General features: G+C 58.2%; 19 protein-coding genes and 2 tRNA genes. 11 read left to right on the forward strand and 10 right to left on the reverse strand.

Annotated elements, in window-relative coordinates; all coding sequences use genetic code 11:
- Positions 1-189: 189 nt before the first annotated feature.
- The 6 genes from sufB to sufA all read left to right on the forward strand — a co-directional run bounded on the left by sufB (position 190) and on the right by sufA (position 5,935).
- Positions 190-1,659, forward strand: a complete 1,470-nt coding sequence (gene sufB, locus GH784_RS15025; protein ID WP_065702421.1) for a Fe-S cluster assembly protein SufB — start codon at positions 190-192, stop codon at positions 1,657-1,659.
- A gap of 72 nt (positions 1,660-1,731) precedes the next feature.
- Positions 1,732-2,487 carry a Fe-S cluster assembly ATPase SufC gene (gene sufC, locus GH784_RS15030; protein ID WP_003507958.1) on the forward strand — a complete coding sequence of 252 codons (756 nt, stop codon included), beginning with the start codon at positions 1,732-1,734 and terminating at the stop codon, positions 2,485-2,487.
- Between the two features lie 24 nt (positions 2,488-2,511).
- Positions 2,512-3,783, forward strand: a complete 1,272-nt coding sequence (sufD, locus tag GH784_RS15035) for a Fe-S cluster assembly protein SufD (protein WP_065702422.1) — start codon at positions 2,512-2,514, stop codon at positions 3,781-3,783.
- On the forward strand, positions 3,776-5,026 hold the full coding sequence (locus GH784_RS15040; RefSeq protein ID WP_065702423.1) for a cysteine desulfurase: 1,251 nt from the start codon (positions 3,776-3,778) through the stop codon (positions 5,024-5,026). Before sufD ends, GH784_RS15040 begins: the two co-directional genes overlap by 8 nt.
- A gap of 23 nt (positions 5,027-5,049) precedes the next feature.
- Positions 5,050-5,433: an SUF system Fe-S cluster assembly protein gene (locus tag GH784_RS15045; RefSeq protein ID WP_003515972.1), complete on the forward strand. Its 384-nt coding sequence runs from the start codon at positions 5,050-5,052 to the stop codon at positions 5,431-5,433.
- 112 nt (positions 5,434-5,545) lie between these two features.
- Positions 5,546-5,935, forward strand: a complete 390-nt coding sequence (gene sufA, locus GH784_RS15050; RefSeq protein ID WP_003515971.1) for a Fe-S cluster assembly scaffold SufA — start codon at positions 5,546-5,548, stop codon at positions 5,933-5,935.
- 21 nt (positions 5,936-5,956) lie between these two features.
- Here the strand turns inward: sufA and GH784_RS15055 are convergent, their stop codons facing one another.
- The 4 genes from GH784_RS15055 to GH784_RS15070 form a co-directional block, all read right to left on the reverse strand.
- On the reverse strand, positions 5,957-6,238 hold the full coding sequence (locus GH784_RS15055; RefSeq protein ID WP_065702424.1) for a hypothetical protein: 282 nt from the start codon (positions 6,236-6,238) through the stop codon (positions 5,957-5,959).
- A 62-nt stretch (positions 6,239-6,300) separates the two neighbouring features.
- Entirely contained in the window at positions 6,301-7,509 is a 1,209-nt protein-coding gene (locus GH784_RS15060) for an ABC transporter permease (protein ID WP_003515968.1), read from the reverse strand.
- The gene (locus tag GH784_RS15065; protein WP_065702425.1) at positions 7,499-8,218 is read right to left on the reverse strand and encodes an ABC transporter ATP-binding protein; all 720 of its coding nucleotides are present in this window, start codon (positions 8,216-8,218) and stop codon (positions 7,499-7,501) included. The genes GH784_RS15060 and GH784_RS15065 overlap by 11 nt, the downstream gene beginning before the upstream one ends.
- Before the next feature lie 14 nt (positions 8,219-8,232).
- Complete coding sequence (locus tag GH784_RS15070; RefSeq protein WP_065687401.1) at positions 8,233-9,531, reverse strand: efflux RND transporter periplasmic adaptor subunit; 1,299 nt, start codon at positions 9,529-9,531, stop codon at positions 8,233-8,235.
- A 236-nt stretch (positions 9,532-9,767) separates the two neighbouring features.
- On the opposite strand from GH784_RS15070, the gene GH784_RS15075 reads away from it, so the two are divergent.
- Together GH784_RS15075 and GH784_RS15080 are read left to right on the forward strand one after the other, a co-directional pair.
- Positions 9,768-9,923 carry a hypothetical protein gene (locus GH784_RS15075; protein WP_003515963.1) on the forward strand — a complete coding sequence of 52 codons (156 nt, stop codon included), beginning with the start codon at positions 9,768-9,770 and terminating at the stop codon, positions 9,921-9,923.
- Between the two features lie 64 nt (positions 9,924-9,987).
- Positions 9,988-10,725 (forward strand): DUF429 domain-containing protein, encoded by a 738-nt coding sequence (locus GH784_RS15080; protein ID WP_065702544.1) that lies wholly within the window; start codon positions 9,988-9,990, stop codon positions 10,723-10,725.
- A gap of 7 nt (positions 10,726-10,732) precedes the next feature.
- On the opposite strand, the gene GH784_RS15085 is transcribed toward GH784_RS15080, so the two are convergent.
- Together GH784_RS15085 and GH784_RS15090 are read right to left on the reverse strand one after the other, a co-directional pair.
- Positions 10,733-10,809: transfer RNA gene (locus GH784_RS15085), tRNA-Arg, on the reverse strand.
- A gap of 51 nt (positions 10,810-10,860) precedes the next feature.
- Entirely contained in the window at positions 10,861-11,166 is a 306-nt protein-coding gene (locus GH784_RS15090) for an ETC complex I subunit (protein WP_003495468.1), read from the reverse strand.
- A 265-nt stretch (positions 11,167-11,431) separates the two neighbouring features.
- Here GH784_RS15090 and GH784_RS15095 point away from each other — a divergent pair.
- Positions 11,432-11,508 (forward strand) — tRNA-Pro (locus GH784_RS15095).
- A gap of 54 nt (positions 11,509-11,562) precedes the next feature.
- Here the strand turns inward: GH784_RS15095 and GH784_RS15100 are convergent.
- Entirely contained in the window at positions 11,563-12,705 is a 1,143-nt protein-coding gene (locus tag GH784_RS15100; protein WP_065702426.1) for a ceramide glucosyltransferase, read from the reverse strand.
- Positions 12,706-13,288: 583 nt separating this feature from the next.
- Positions 13,289-13,558 (reverse strand): DUF982 domain-containing protein, encoded by a 270-nt coding sequence (locus GH784_RS15105; protein ID WP_003515956.1) that lies wholly within the window; start codon positions 13,556-13,558, stop codon positions 13,289-13,291.
- A gap of 211 nt (positions 13,559-13,769) precedes the next feature.
- On the opposite strand from GH784_RS15105, the gene GH784_RS15110 reads away from it, so the two are divergent.
- The gene (locus GH784_RS15110) at positions 13,770-14,018 is read left to right on the forward strand and encodes a BON domain-containing protein (RefSeq protein WP_003515953.1); all 249 of its coding nucleotides are present in this window, start codon (positions 13,770-13,772) and stop codon (positions 14,016-14,018) included.
- A 59-nt stretch (positions 14,019-14,077) separates the two neighbouring features.
- On the opposite strand, the gene GH784_RS15115 is transcribed toward GH784_RS15110, so the two are convergent.
- Positions 14,078-14,563 (reverse strand): DUF192 domain-containing protein, encoded by a 486-nt coding sequence (locus GH784_RS15115; RefSeq protein WP_019567113.1) that lies wholly within the window; start codon positions 14,561-14,563, stop codon positions 14,078-14,080.
- Positions 14,563-15,141, reverse strand: a complete 579-nt coding sequence (locus GH784_RS15120; RefSeq protein WP_013636345.1) for a cold-shock protein — start codon at positions 15,139-15,141, stop codon at positions 14,563-14,565. The genes GH784_RS15115 and GH784_RS15120 overlap by 1 nt, the downstream gene beginning before the upstream one ends.
- 190 nt (positions 15,142-15,331) lie before the next feature.
- Between GH784_RS15120 and GH784_RS15125 the strand changes: the two genes are divergently transcribed.
- Positions 15,332-15,772 (forward strand): VOC family protein, encoded by a 441-nt coding sequence (locus GH784_RS15125; protein ID WP_003515949.1) that lies wholly within the window; start codon positions 15,332-15,334, stop codon positions 15,770-15,772.
- Positions 15,773-15,860: the final 88 nt, after the last annotated feature.

A 15,860-nucleotide genomic window follows, 5' to 3' on the forward strand; every position in this document is an offset into this window, starting at 1 on the left:
GAATTGCGGAATAGCAATTTTCCGCTTGCCGGGATGTGTGAAAAGCGCCATCCCGCACTTACATGGGTATAAGCTCCGCCCCGTTTATACGGGCCCGGATTATTTGCCCGAAGATGGATGAAGGCGGCTATCCGCCTTGATACGTTGACAAGCCACCGGACCTTGGCTCCGGCGAGATTGGAGAACGACATGGCAGCGGTTCAGGAAACGATCGATCAGGTTCGCCAGATCGATGTGGACCAGTATAAATACGGCTTCGAAACCGAAATTGAAGTCGACAAGGCCCCGAAGGGCCTTTCGGAAGAGGTGATCCGCTTCATCTCGGCCAAGAAGCAGGAGCCGGAATGGATGCTGGAATGGCGTCTTGAGGCTTACAAGCGCTGGCTGACGATGGACGAGCCGACATGGGCGCGCGTCAGCTACCCCAAGATCGACTTCAACGATCTCTATTATTATGCCGCACCGAAAAGCACGCCCGGCCCCAAGTCGCTGGACGAAGTCGATCCGGAGCTGCTGAAGGTTTACGAGAAGCTGGGCATTCCGCTGAAGGAACAGGAAATCCTGGCCGGCGTGGAAAACCGTCGTGTGGCCGTGGATGCCGTGTTCGACAGCGTCTCCGTTGTCACCACCTTCAAGGCGGAACTGGCAAAGGCCGGCGTGATCTTCATGTCGATCTCCGAAGCCGTGCGCGAATATCCTGATCTGGTGAAGAAATATCTCGGTTCGGTCGTGCCGCAGACGGACAATTTTTACGCAACGCTGAACTCGGCCGTCTTTACCGATGGTTCATTCGTGTTCGTGCCGAAGGGCGTGCGGTGCCCGATGGAGCTTTCCACCTATTTCCGCATCAATGAAAAGAACACCGGACAGTTCGAGCGCACGCTGATCATCGCTGAAGAGGGCGCCTACGTCTCCTATCTGGAAGGCTGCACCGCGCCGCAGCGCGACGAGAACCAGCTTCACGCCGCCGTGGTCGAACTCGTGGCACTCGACGATGCCGAAATCAAATATTCCACCGTCCAGAACTGGTATCCGGGCGACAAGGACGGCAAGGGCGGCATCTACAACTTCGTGACCAAGCGCGGCGATTGCCGTGGCAACCGTTCGAAGATTTCGTGGACGCAGGTTGAAACCGGCTCGGCCATCACCTGGAAATACCCGTCCTGCATTTTGCGCGGCGACGACAGCCGTGGCGAATTCTATTCGATCGCGGTTTCCAACGGCCATCAGCAGATCGACAGTGGCACCAAGATGATCCATCTCGGCAAGAACACGTCGAGCCGCATCATCGCCAAGGGCATTGCCGCCGGTTTCTCGGAAAACGTCTATCGCGGGCAGGTCTCGGCTCACCGCAAGGCGACCAACACGCGCAACTTCACGCAGTGCGACTCGCTTCTGATCGGCGACAAGTGCGGCGCGCATACCGTGCCCTATATCGAGGCGAAGAACTCGTCTGCTCATTTCGAGCATGAGGCGACCACGTCGAAGATTTCCGAAGACCAGCTGTTCTATTGCCTGCAGCGCGGCATCCCCGAGGAGTCGGCGATCGCACTGATCGTCAATGGCTTTGTGAAGGATGTTATCCAGCAGCTGCCGATGGAGTTTGCGGTTGAAGCGCAGAAGCTGATCGGCATTTCGCTGGAAGGTTCGGTCGGCTGATCGTCATACGAATACGCACTTTGAGTGCGCGGTTTCGCGCACCTTCGCTCACACTATTCTTAGGATAAAACCATGCTTGAAATCATCGACCTGCACGCAAAGATCGCCGATACCGAAACCGAGATCATCAAGGGCCTCAACCTGAAGGTTGCTGCCGGTGAAGTTGCGGCCATCATGGGCCCGAACGGTTCCGGCAAGTCGACGCTGTCCTACATCCTGTCGGGCCGCGAAGACTATGAAGTCACCTCCGGTGACATCCTCTATAACGGCGAAAGCATTCTGGAACTGGATGCCGCCGAGCGCGCTGCCAAGGGTATTTTCCTGGCCTTCCAGTATCCGGTCGAAATTCCGGGTGTTGCCACCATGCAGTTCCTCAAGGTTGCTATGAACGAGCAGCGCAAGGCGCGCGGCGAGGCCGAGCTGACGACACCGGACTTCATCCGTCGCGTCAAGGAAGCTGCCGGCGATCTGAAGATCGACATGGACATGCTGAAGCGTCCGCTTAACGTTGGTTTCTCCGGCGGTGAAAAGAAGCGCGCCGAAATCCTGCAGATGGCGCTGCTGGAGCCGAAGCTCTGCGTTCTCGACGAAACCGATAGCGGCCTCGACATCGACGCGCTGAAGATCGTGGCTGATGGCGTCAACGCGCTGAAGTCGCCGGATCGCGCCACTGTCGTCATCACCCACTACCAGCGCCTGCTCGATTACATCGTGCCTGATAGCGTTCACGTTCTTTACAAGGGCAAGATCATCCGTTCGGGCGACAAGGCCCTGGCGCTGGAGCTGGAAAACAATGGTTACGCCGACATCATCGGTGAAGCGGCCTAAGCCAGAGGCCAGGAGGTGATGTCCATGAACATTCAAACGACCAATCGGCTGACGCCAGCGGAAACCGCGCTGATCGACGCCTATACCGCCAAGTTCAGCGAATTGCCGGGCAATGGTGCGGTTGTCGCCGCCCGTGACGTGCTGTTCGACGATCTGAAGACCGGCGGTCTTCCGACCCGCCGCATCGAGGCGTGGCACTATACCGATCTCAAGAGCCTGTTGCGTGCCATTCCCGAGGACCAGCCCGCACCTGTTATCGACAAGCAGGCGTCTGTTGTCGCCGGCTCGTCCGTCGCCTACGTGCTGCATGGCACGGCCAATGTGGGCAAGATCGAAGACATCAGCGTTTCCAGCTTTGCCGAGAGCCTGCTTGACGGCTCGGCCGCCACAGGCCTTGCGGAAGCCAGCAAGGACGACGTGATCGGCCGTATCAACGGCAGCTTTGTGCGCGACGGCCTGATGCTCGACATTCCCGCTGATGCCGAGATCGAAAAGCCGATCGAATTGCAGGCGATCCATGGCGCAGGTCAGGTTCACAGCCGCTTCCCGGTGCGCTTCGGCAAGGGTTCCAAGGCGACCGTCATCGAGCGTCACCTTTCGGTGACTTCGGATGCCGCCCTGGTTTCCTCCGTCACCGACATCGTTGTCGAAGACGGTGCGGAAGTGACCTGGATCATCCTGCAGCAACAGGGCGCGGCCGATATTCATCTTGGCCAGCTGCGCATGAAAATCGGTGCGGACGCCAAGATTCGTCTATTCGTCATCAATGCCGGCGGTAAGCTGGTGCGGCAGGAACTGCGCATCGACGTGGACGGCGAGGGTACTGACCTCATCGTTCGCGGCGTCAACCTGTTGGGCGGCGAAACCCATACCGACGTGACGATGGTTCTTGGCCACAACGTGCCGAACACGACCTCGACGGAAGTGTTCCGCAACGTGGTCTTCGACCGTGCAAAGGGCATTTTCCAGGGCATGATCCGGGTTGCCCCCGATGCCCAGAAGACCGATGCGAAGATGGCGTGCAATACGCTGCTGATGTCTGACGATGGCGAGTTCTCGGCAAAGCCGGAGCTTGAAATCTTCGCCGACGACGTTCAGTGCGGTCACGGTGCGACGGTTGCCGATATTGACGACAACCATCTCTATTATCTGATGGCGCGCGGCGTGCCGCGGGCAAAAGCGCGGGCGATGCTCGTCAATGCCTTCGTCGCTGAGATCGCCGAGGAACTGGAAGAAGAAAATCTGGTAGAGGCGCTAGAGACTATCATCTCCGGCTGGCTGGAACATCATGCCTGAGAGCGAACGCGCCGCATTGGCGGCCCCTTATGACGTTGAAGCCGTGCGGAAGGATTTCCCGATCCTGTCGCGCGAGGTCTATGGCAAGCCGCTGGTCTATCTTGACAACGGCGCGTCCGCTCAAAAACCGCAGGTGGTGATCGACGCCGTTTCGCATGCCTATTCCAATGAATATGCGAATGTGCATCGTGGCCTGCATTTCCTCTCCAATGCCGCAACCGACGCTTATGAGGCGGCGCGCGAAAAGGTGCGCCGTTTCCTGAATGCCGGTTCGGTGGACGAGATCGTCTTCACCAAATCCTCCACCGAGGCGATCAATACGGTTGCTTACGGTTACGGCATGCCAAAGATCGGCGAGGGCGACGAGATCGTCATCTCGATCATGGAACATCACTCCAACATCGTGCCGTGGCATTTCATTCGCGAGCGGCAGGGCGCCAAGCTTGTCTGGGTGCCTGTCGATGATGACGGCGCGTTCCATATCGAGGCTTTCGAAAAAAGCCTGACGGAGCGCACCAAGCTCGTTGCCATCACCCATATGTCGAATGCGCTGGGCACCATCGTGCCGGTCAAGGAAATCTGCCGCATCGCCCATGAGCGCGGCATTCCGGTGCTTGTCGATGGCTCTCAGGGTGCGGTTCACATGCCGGTTGACGTGCGCGATATCGATTGCGACTGGTACGTCATGACCGGCCACAAGCTTTACGGTCCCTCGGGCATCGGCGTGCTCTATGGCAAGGCTGACCGCCTGAGCGAGATGCGGCCGTTCCAGGGCGGCGGCGAGATGATCCTCGACGTGTCCGAAGACAATGTGACCTATAACGAGCCGCCGCATCGTTTCGAAGCGGGAACGCCGCCCATCGTGCAGGCTATCGGTCTTGGCTATGCGCTTGATTATATGGAAAATCTCGGCCGTGCCGCGATTGCAGCCCACGAGGCTGATCTTGCGGCCTATGCTGCCGAGCGGCTGCGCGAGGTCAACTCACTGCGAATCATCGGCAATGCGCCTGATAAGGGCGGTATCTTCTCCTTCGAACTCGAGGGCATCCATGCCCATGACGTGTCGATGGTGATAGACCGGCGCGGCGTTGCCGTGCGTGCCGGCACCCATTGTGCCATGCCGCTCTTGAAACGGTTCGGCGTCACCTCCACATGCCGAGCATCGTTCGGCCTTTACAATACCCGCGCCGAAGTAGATCGTCTTGTCGAGGCGCTTGATTATGCGCGCAAATTTTTCGCCTGATATCAGGATTGAGGTTCAGGACCATGACTGCCGAAGCCACTGCAAAGACCCATGATGTGACCGAAGACGCTGCAAAGCCGTCTTCCATTGCGCCCGACGAACTGGCGCGTCTTAGCGACGACGTGATCGCGGCGCTGAAAACCGTGTACGATCCGGAAATTCCGGCCGATATTTTCGAACTCGGTCTCGTTTACAAGATCGATATCGAGGACGACCGGATGGTCAAGATCGTCATGACGCTGACAGCACCGGGCTGCCCGGTTGCCGGCGAAATGCCGGGCTGGGTGGAAAATGCCGTCGGCGCGGTCGAAGGTGTTTCCGGTGTCGAAGTGTCGATGACCTTCGATCCGCCGTGGACGCCGGACCGCATGTCGGAAGAGGCTCAGGTCGCCGTCGGCTGGTATTGAGACTGACGTGATTTTGACAGGCGTCATCCCTTGATGGCGCCTTCAAGCACTATTAAATTGAAATCCATAAACATCGAGCCTTGAACTCGATTGTCGAAGGAGAATTAAGCCCATGGGCTTTGCGATCATGACCATGACCGGGGCTGCTGCCTCGCGCGTTAAAGCAATCGTCGAGAATTCCGGCCCTGACGCCAAGGGTGTGCGCGTCGGCATCAAGAAGGGCGGCTGCGCGGGCATGGAATATACCATCGACCTCGTGACGGAAGCGGATGCGAAGGACGATCTGGTCGAATTCGATGGAGCCAAGGTGTGGGTTCAGCCCTCCGCCGTGCTCTATCTGCTCGGCACCCAGATGGATTTTGAAGTGACCAAGATGCGCTCCGGCTTCACCTTCAACAACCCGAACCAGACATCCGCTTGCGGCTGCGGTGAGTCGGTGGAACTGAAGCCTGCCGATCTGGCGGCGCTGGCGAAGCAGCGCGAGGCTGAAGCCAGCGTTTGATTGGCTGCGCCATTTTTCCGATCAGAGGGATGTTTGCTGTTTCAGCGTATCGATAAAATCCGCCAGCGGATGAATCGATGGCGTCGTTGTCAAAAGCGGCTCGAGAGCTGCTGCAATCTTCCCGCAATCCTCCTCGGCAAGTGGTCGAAGGCTGGAGCTGACTTTGTTGTAGTCGGGCGTTCCGCGTGACGCGAGGGAGCGATTGATCACAAACAGTTCCGTTTGCCCGTCAATTCGTTCCACGAAGAGCGCAAGCGAACCGCCGTCTGCAGCAGCGGCGCTATCCGATACCGATTTGAACATCGAAACTCTCCGTAAATCATGAACCTTTTCCGTTGAGGCCGTTGCAGCCTCGACGGCTCGTTTCACTCGTGTCGCAGCGCCTCGATCGGGCTCAAACTCGCTGCCCGCCGCGCCGGGAAATAGCCGAAAATCACGCCGATGGCAGCCGAGAAGGCGAAGGCGAGGAAGATGATTGACGGGCTGGTGACGAAGGGCACGTTGAGGAAGCTGACGACGCCATAGGCAAGGCCAAGGCCCGTCAAGATGCCGACCGTGCCGCCCAGGGCAGAGAGCATGACGGCTTCCACCAGAAACTGCGTCAGTACCTGTTTTTCCAGTGCGCCGATGGCGAGGCGAATGCCGATCTCGCGGGTGCGCTCGGTTACCGAAACCAGCATGATGTTCATGATGCCGATGCCGCCGACCAGCAGGCTGACGGCTGCAACCGCACCCAGAAGCCCTGTGAGCAGCGTCGTCGTGCCGGTCATGGCCGAGGCGATCTGCGTCATGTCGTTGACGGTGAAATCATCCTCGCGGCCAATGTTGATGCGCCGCCGTTCCCTTAGCAGGTTCTGCAGGTCGCTTTGCACCTTGGCGGTGGAAACGCCGTCCTGCGCGGAGACCATGATGGAGGAAATGGTGGTGGTGCCGCCGATGCGCCGCTGGTGGATTTTGAGCGGCATGATGATCGTATCATCCTGATCGTCGCCGAGGCCGGATTGGCCTTTTCGGGCGAGAACACCGATGACGGGGCAGGAGATGTTGCTGACGCGGATCGTCTGGCCGACAGGGTTTTCCGCACCGAACAGTTCCTGCCGCACCGTTTCGCCGATGATGCAGCCTATCTGCCCGCCGCGATCTTCGGCCGGCTGGAAGTCACGGCCCAGCGCAAGCGTCCAGTCCTGTGCCACAAGATAATCATTGGTGGTGCCGATGACGCTTGTCTGATGGTTCTTGCCGCCGAAAATGACCGTTGCGGCGGAGCTGCGGTTTTGAGGAGCAACGGCGCGCAGGCCGCTGATCTGGTTGCGGATCGCCTCAACATCGCGATCATCGAAACGTTTGGCTTCCGTGCTGGCGCGGCCGGGCCCGAACTGGCCGGGGCGCACGAACAGCATGTTGGTGCCGAGCCGCGACAATTCCGATTTCACCTGTTCAGTCGTGCCGTTGCCGATGGTTACCATGGCGATGACGGCGGCAACACCGATGACGACGCCGAGCACGGTGAGGAAGGAGCGGAGCAGGTTGCGGCTGATGGCGCGCAGCGCAAGACGCGACGTTTCAAAGAACATCGGAAGTCTCCTTGTTTTCCGCTGCGCTGTCGGAGGCGAGATGGCCGTCCAGGAAACGCAGAAGGCGTCCCGCATGGGCAGCGATATCCTCTTCATGCGTGACCATGACGACCGTAATGCCCTTGTCGCGGTTGAGCGTGGTGATCAGCTCCATGATCTCGGCGCTGGTTTTGGTGTCGAGGTTGCCTGTGGGTTCGTCGGCCAGAAGCAGAGCGGGGCGGGTGACGATGGCCCGCGCAATGGCCACACGCTGCTGCTGACCGCCGGAAAGCTCCTGCGTCGTGTGGTGCTCGCGGCCATTCAAACCCACCTGTGCCAGCGCCTCCATGGCGCGCGCGCGCCGTTCCGAGGCTTTCATGCCCCGGTACACGAGCGGCAGCTCGACATTTTCCACCGCCGAGGTCCGCGACAGGAGGTTGAAGCCCTGAAACACGAAACCCAGCATGTGGCGGCGCAGCAGCGTCAGATGTTCATTGTCGAAACCGCTGGTCGGCACGCCCTGAAACAAATATTCGCCCGATGTCGGCACATCCAGGCAGCCGATGATGTTCATCGAGGTGGATTTGCCGGAGCCGGATGGCCCCATGATGGCGACGAATTCCTTCTCGTGGATCGACAGGCTGACGCCGTCAAGCGCGCGGATCGTCGCTTCGCCCCGGCCATATTGCTTGACGACATCGCGGAATTCTATGAGCGGCGGCTGTTGCATGTGGTTTTCCTCCGTCAGCCGGCGTTGCGGGCTGAGGCGTCGGTAATCACCAGATCGTCGGCCTTCAACTCGCCCGATTTTACCACGGTATGCTGGCCATCGGTGGAGCCGGTTTCGATCGAAACCGAGACTGGTGTGTTGTTACGCAGCACCCACACCGTTCTTTTGCCTGTCGCGGCCGGACCGGCATCGCGGTTCTGCGACCGGCCCATGCGGGGAGGGCGGAACAGGCTCATCAAGCCACCGCCACGGGAGGCGGATTCGCGCGGCGGCGTATATCGGAGCGCGGAATTCGGCACAAGCAGCGTATCCTTGATCTCCTCGACGACGATATTGGCGGTTGCCGTCATGCCGGGGCGCAGCAGCAATTCCTCATTGTCCACCGTCAATATGCCCTTGTAGGTCACTACGTTAGACACGGTCTCGGAGGCGAAACGCACGGTCTCTATTTCAGCCGGGAAGCTACGGTCGGGATAGGCATCGACGTTGAAGGTGGCCTTCTGCCCGGTCTCGACTTTGCCGACATCCGCCTCATCCACCGACACCTGCAATTCCATATGGCGCAGATCGCCAGCAATGGTGAACAGCACGGGAGCGTTGAGCGAGGAGGCAACGGTGGCGCCGGGATCGACACTGCGGGTGAGGATGACACCATCGATGGGCGAGACGATCTTCGCCTTGCCGAGATTGACCTCGGCCAGCCGCAAATCCGCTTCCGCCGAAAGCACGGTCGCCTCGTTGACCTGTAGCGTGGCGCCGGCGGCATCGTGGTTGAACTGCGCGGCATCCAGATCCTGCTGGCTGGAGACCCGGCTCTGGACGAGGGACCGCAGACGCTCCATCGATGTTTTTGCCGAGCCGAGATCGGCGCGCGCCTTCAGCACATTGGCCTTGGCGGAGGCAAGCTTGGCGCGGGCGCTCTGCACGTCGGCCTCCAGCTTGTTGGTGTCCAGTTCCGCCAGAATATCGCCTGATTTGACCGGGCTGTTATAGGTAACGTTGACCTTGCGAATGGTGCCGGACAATTCGCTCGATATGTCGACCTGATCGGTCGGCTGGACTGAGCCGGTGGAGGTTACGATGACGGAAAGGTCGCCCTGTCTCGCCGCTTCCGTGGTGTAGGTATAGGCGACGCCTGCGGCACGCGACTGGTAATAATAACCAAGGCCCCCGCCGATCAGCACCACGGCTGCTGCGGCATAGAGATAGCGGCGCGACTTCTTCTTTCTACCTGACCTGCTGGTACCCAGAATGTCCCGCAGATCGGGCTGGCTGTTTTCCGTGTCGCGGCCATTGGTGTTGGCGTCATTCATTTTCGTCACCCGCAAAATTCAAAATACCACAGAGGATTGTTTCCAACCCCTGTTTCCGGTCCGTCTGTCGCTGTTTGTATTCCTCTGATTGTGGGAAGTGACATAGCTTGCCCAAAGGGGGAAGTGAAAACTTGGTAATATTTATGATAGCTCTGGTCTGCTAGAGATAAATCCGAAAAGGCCGATGCCATTGATGTGGCGCCGGTTTCAGCAGCGACATGCAGGACGATGATATAATGAACGACAATGTGGTGAAGTTCCGCAAACCGGCGCCCCCGAAAAAGCCGCGCCAGCCGCTTGGGCCAAAATCGAAAAAAGCCCTGACGATCGCCGCCATCATCGCTTTTTTCGCCGCCGCCTGGGGGTATTTTACGCTGTTCGGGCAGGGGTGACGCTCTGAAAGCCGTATTGGGTATAGACGCCGCATGGACTGTTACCCAGCCAAGCGGGGTCGCCTTGGTCATCAACGATGGAACAGGCTGGACGCTGCGTGCCGCCGCATCTTCCTACGTAGGCTTCCTTGCTTGTGGAACCGATATCCCGGTTCTCGCTGATCGCCCAAGGGGATCAGTTGCCGAAGCATCGGCGCTTCTGGCGGCCGCAGAAGCCCTTGCGGGATGCAAGATCGATCTCGTTACGATTGATATGCCGCTCTCGCATCAACCGATTACTGCCCGCCGTGCTTCTGACAATCTGGTGTCTTCCGCCTATGGTTCCCGGCAATGCGGCACCCACACCCCAAATGCAATCAGGCCCGGCAAGGTCAGTGATGATCTTAAAATGGGGTTTGAACTTGCGGGATATCCGTTATTAACCAGGGAAATCAGCAGTCCCGGTCTGCTCGAAGTCTACCCGCACCCTGCGCTTGTTGAACTGACCAACGCCGCGAAACGGCTTCCGTATAAGCAGGGAAAAGTCGGCAGCTACTGGCGGTCGGATACGTCCGCAGACCGTCGCGCCAAACTCCTCGAGGTCTGGTCTTCCATCATCGCACATCTGGATCGACGGATAGGTGGGGTTGCCGATGCACTCATCATTCCCGCGACGAACGCAAAGGGATGGGAGATGAAGGCTTTTGAGGACAAGATGGATGCCGTCGTGTGCGCCTGGGTCGGGATTTGTGCTTTGGAGAGTGAGGCAGTGCCGTATGGCGACGACATTTCCGCGATCTGGATCCCGAAAGCGGCAGTTTAGATGGAGATGGCGACCCCTGCAGGATTCGAACCTGCGACATTCGACTTAGAAGGTCGACGCTCTATCCAGCTGAGCTAAGGGGCCGTCGTGCCGGACTATTATTGCTCCGGCTGAAAATCGTTCAGTGCGTCTTCTTCAATGCGTCCAGGGCTGGGTGCGGTTGAAGCGGAAATTATCCGTGTAGGATACAACCTTGCGGGTTGCTTCCTTTGGCTGGATGACGCGGTATTCGATGCCCTTGCGCTGCGCATAGGCTTCGGCCTGTTCCTGCGTCTCGAATGTCAGCTTGACCTGCTGCTTCATGTCGGATGTCGAGGTGTATCCCATGATCGGATCGATCTTGCGCGGGACCTCAGCGTCGAATTCCAGAACCCAGACATTGGTTTTCGCCTTGCCGGATTGCATGGCGGTCTTTGCAGGGCGGTAAATCTTCGCAGACATGTCGAAACTGCTCCGGTTGGGCGGTGGGGCATGCGCCCCGGATTACTATTCACGTACCTGAATAGAATAACCAAATCGTGTCAGGAACGCTGAATTTGAAATGGACCGACTCCATGTGAGAGTCAAGACGATTATCCCTTGCGGCCTCTTCACGGTCCCATCGCGTTGCATGAGTTTTCAACAATCGAGACAATGGGCTCAACAAAGATGAATTTCCCTGTTGCGGACTGCGGGTGAACCGTGTATTCCCCAGCCATCGCCTCGGCGGAGTGTAGCGCAGTCTGGTAGCGCATCTGGTTTGGGACCAGAGGGTCGGGAGTTCGAATCTCTCCACTCCGACCATTTAAAGCGAAACATTCGCTTGTCGGTGTAACCCCTTCAAATAAAAGCTTCCGTTCAGTCCGCTGAAGGTCCGGCCAATGTGCTTTCGGCCGTGCCGATCGTCATGACATTGCCGCGCCATGCAACCGCGCTGCCGATCCAGCTGCGTACCCAGACGAATGGCATGATGACATCCCGCGCGACCATTGCCGGAAGGGTATAGAGGGATACCGGCCACCGGTTGAGAGCTGCGAGCGCCAGTTCCGGGCCATACATGATGGCGAGTACGGCAATCGCGGTGACGGCAAGGTTCACATCCGCGGCAACGGCGGCAGCAAGTGCGAAGAGGAGCGGGGGAAGCGCGCCGGTGAGGATTTCCGGGGCGAAATATTGCGGGAAGGTGACGCGCCGCAGCCGCGCCCAGCGGGTCTGCCGCGACCAGATCTCACCGGCATGGCGCTGTCCGAGCGGCTGCTCGAACGGGGCCGACACCAGGTGTACCTTGCGGCCGGCATTTCTGACCAGCTTCGTGGAAGCGGCATCTTCGGCGATTTCGGCGGCGAGCGCGCGGATGCCGCCGCGCTCTTCCAGGAATGGCTTGTTCCACAACATCGATTTGCCCTGCGCGAAGCCCATGCCGATGGCTTCCGCCGCATATTGCCAGCGGCCTTGCGAGCCGTTGAGGAAGGCGCATTCCACGTGCGCCCAGAAGCCATTCGGCCGGGAGCCGAGCGGTGGCGAGCAGACCAGTCCGCTATCCGGCCGCCAGGCCGACATCATGGTTTCGATATAGGATTGCGGCATCAAAACATTGGAATCGGCCAGAATGACCCATTCGTGCCGGGCAGCACGCCAGCCCTTGACGCAATTGTTCAGTTTGGGATTGGCGCTGATGCGATCATCGCCGATGAGCAATTGCGCTGAAACTGCGGGGAAGGCCGCGCTTGCCTTGCGCACTTCCTCGATCACGGGATCGAACTCGTCGGCGACGCAGAACAGAAGCTCATAGTCCGGCCAGTTGAGCTGGAAGGCGCGCGACAGCGTCAGCGGTGTGAAAGTTTCGATGCCGCGCAGCGGCACCACCAGTGATACCGGCGGTTTCTGCCGGACAAGTGCGTTGTCCGTATCGCATCTTTTCAGCCGCCAGCCTGCCAGAACGACGCCGAGAAGATTGAAGGCGAGGAGCAGAATTGCGCAAAGGGCAAAAACAGTTTCCATGCTGGCCAGTTCCACTCCCAAGCTTTCAGCGGTTTACCCGCCAACCGATTCCATGGAATTCGTCATTGCGGATTATAACGTTTGCATGACAGTTACATGTCATGTTCCGCAGGCAGGATCCGACTTCGGTCGTTCATGCGCCCCTGGCGCACGGGTCGATGCCGCGTTTGTTACCGAGAAAGCGTGAACGGTTTTTGCAGACTACCTCTTCGCTAGGGGAGACGGTCGTTTGCCTGGTTGAATGCCATAACGACGAAGCGGGCGTGTCGCGCTATCAGGAATAGTCACGTCGAAACACCGATTGTAAGACAGAAATCTATCCGAGTATTGACTGCCGGTGCATGGGGAAAATTAAGACGGTGTATCTCACAGCAACCTCCCGATCCCTGTGCGCCCGGCCATTTGAATAGGACGAAGCTCAGGCTTCAATCAAACGGGCGATCCACGCAGGTGGATTGCCCGTTGTTTTGACCTCTGGAGCCATGTTGATGAACGCAGATCGACTTGCCGCTCATCCGGTTGTCATCACCGTAAGTGATTGATATTTAGTCGATAATATTCACAAAGCTTTCCGCTTGACGAGCTAGTGGATGTTCAGAATATGCGCGTGGCTGCTTGCGACCAGAAACGATTCCCGCGCTTTTTCGATGTCGCATTTTCCGGCGATAGCATCGAGACAGTTCCTGCGTGCGTCCTCATATTCCGGTCCGTGTTCGTCCGGCCAGCGGTACATCAACATGTCCAGCGCCACCAGAGGGCTGTAGATTTCCACCGCTGCGGATAGCGGCAGGTGGATCGCCACCGGCTTCATCCACGAGGCGTGGTGACACGGCTCCGTTTTGTTAATCAGCATGTCATTCTCCTCCCTGTTTCATGCGCCTTGACGGCAGATTTCACTCCCATGCGCGAAATGCTCACCTCACAAAATGGTTCCCGATCACCTAAAATGTGATCGGGCAGGGGGTTCCAATTTGCCAAGATGAATGGAAGATGAACGAATTGATGAACCGGAGATGAACAAAACCGTGATTCGGGCGTTGTAACAGCCAAGAAGGAGAACGCACATGTTCAATTTGTCAGGCATTCAGGAAAGCTTTTTTGGAGACCGCATGGCGGGTGTGTGCGAGGCCATCACCTCTGCACTGGCTTTCGAAAACGGTCTCGAGAAGTCGCGGATTTCCGCAACCGTCGAAAATGACGTGATCTATCTTGAAGGGACGGCGGATTCGGTCGAGGCAATCGACATTGCCATCAATCTTGCCGCATCCATTTCCAATTGCCGGATTTTGAGCCATATCGAGCCGGTCTACTGAGATCTTGCCGGCCGGGCGAAACGTCGTCCGGCCTTTTCAGACGCAGTAACGCGGCAATGTCATTTCCGGTTGCCGATTTGTGCACTGCGAACCACATCGCCCGGTTTGATGCCGTAGCGTTTGGCAGTGCCGCCATTCAGTTCAAGCACGAATTTGACCGACCCACGGGAGCTGATGATCGCTTCTGAATGTGGCACGGCGTTTTCGTGGATATGGGTTATGCGCCCGTCCCGTGCGATGAACAGCATGTCGAGCGGAATGAGAGTATTCCTCATCCACATGGCTACATCCCGCTCCTTGCCGAAATCGAACAGCATACCGCTTCCAAGCGGCATGGACTTGCGAAACATAAGGCCCTGTTCGCGCTGGGCGTTGTCCAGCGCCAGTTCCGCAACAAATTCGTGGGTTTCTCCGGAGGCGGTCTCTATCGTCAGCGGTTCGGATTGAAACGTCTGCTGTTGTTGAGCCTGTGCTGCGCTTGAGAGCGTGAAAAAAAGAAGCGCCAGAACGGCGCTCTTCATCAAGTTGCGAAACACAGCGGCCATCAGTGCGACATCCCGATCGGGGCCGGGTTGTCGGGGTGGATTTCCGCCGCCATCAAACCCTTGTCGCCATCGCCGAAGCGCACCAGCACCACTTGGCCCGGACGCAGTTCCGTGAGGCCGAAACGGCGCAGCGTCTCCATATGCACGAAAATATCTTCAGTGCCTTCGCCGCGCGTCAAGAAGCCAAAACCCTTGGTGCGGTTGAACCACTTGACGATTGCACGCTCAAGCCCGCTTGACGGCGTAACCTGCACATGGGTGCGCACCGGCGGCAGCTGCGACGGGTGAACGGCGGTGGACTGATCCATCGACAGGATGCGGAAGGCCTGAAAGCCGCGGTCACGCCGCTGGATGAGGGCAACGATGCGCGTACCCTCGAGAATGGTCTGATACCCATCGCGACGCAGGCAGGAGACATGCAGCAGCACGTCCTGCATGCCATTGTCAGGCACGATAAAGCCGAAACCCTTGGCAACGTCGAACCATTTCACCGCGCCGGTGATTTCGGTCAGGTCCACGGCATCGGCCGAAAGGTCCTCGACATCGACTATCGTTTTCGATGACATCCTATCAGCCATATCCTGCCAACCCCTCGATTACGCGCCACACACCGGTCAACTGATTCCTGTGTACCAGATTAACATCTTGGTAACGGTTCCACGCAAGCCCTAGTTTTTGATTTGCGTAGCTGCTTTTATGTCGCCGTCCTTGTCCGGGGCTTGCGATCATGCGTTTATGGCCCGGAAAAGCGTATTGGAGAGGAAGAAAATGCGGTATCTGCACACGATGGTTCGCGTCAAAGACCTTGGCGAATCAATGAAATTCTATTGCGACCTGATGGGTCTCGAGGAAATACGCCGGATCGAAAACGAAAAAGGCCGTTTCACTCTGGTTTTTCTTGCAGCGCGCGACGATATCTCTGCGGCGCGGGAAAAAAAGGCGCCTTCCCTTGAACTCACCTACAACTGGGACACCGAAGATTACACCGGCGGCCGCAATTTCGGGCACCTGGCCTATGAGGTCGACAATATTTACGACTTCTGTGCCCACCTTCAGCAAAATGGCGTCGTGATCAACCGGCCGCCGCGTGACGGTCACATGGCCTTCGTTCGTTCGCCCGACGGTATTTCCTTCGAAATCTTGCAGAAGGGCGAAAGCCTCGCGCCAGCCGAACCGTGGATATCTATGCAGAATACGGGTTCCTGGTAGGGGTTTTCCCGACCAGAAGCGACGATTTCGGTCACTCTTGCCTTGTCCGGATGGGTTGAGGCATAGTCCGCGAATCGAAACGGCATGC

Origin of the sequence: Agrobacterium tumefaciens (assembly GCF_009649785.1) — a bacterium.
Classification (GTDB): domain Bacteria; phylum Pseudomonadota; class Alphaproteobacteria; order Rhizobiales; family Rhizobiaceae; genus Agrobacterium; species Agrobacterium tumefaciens.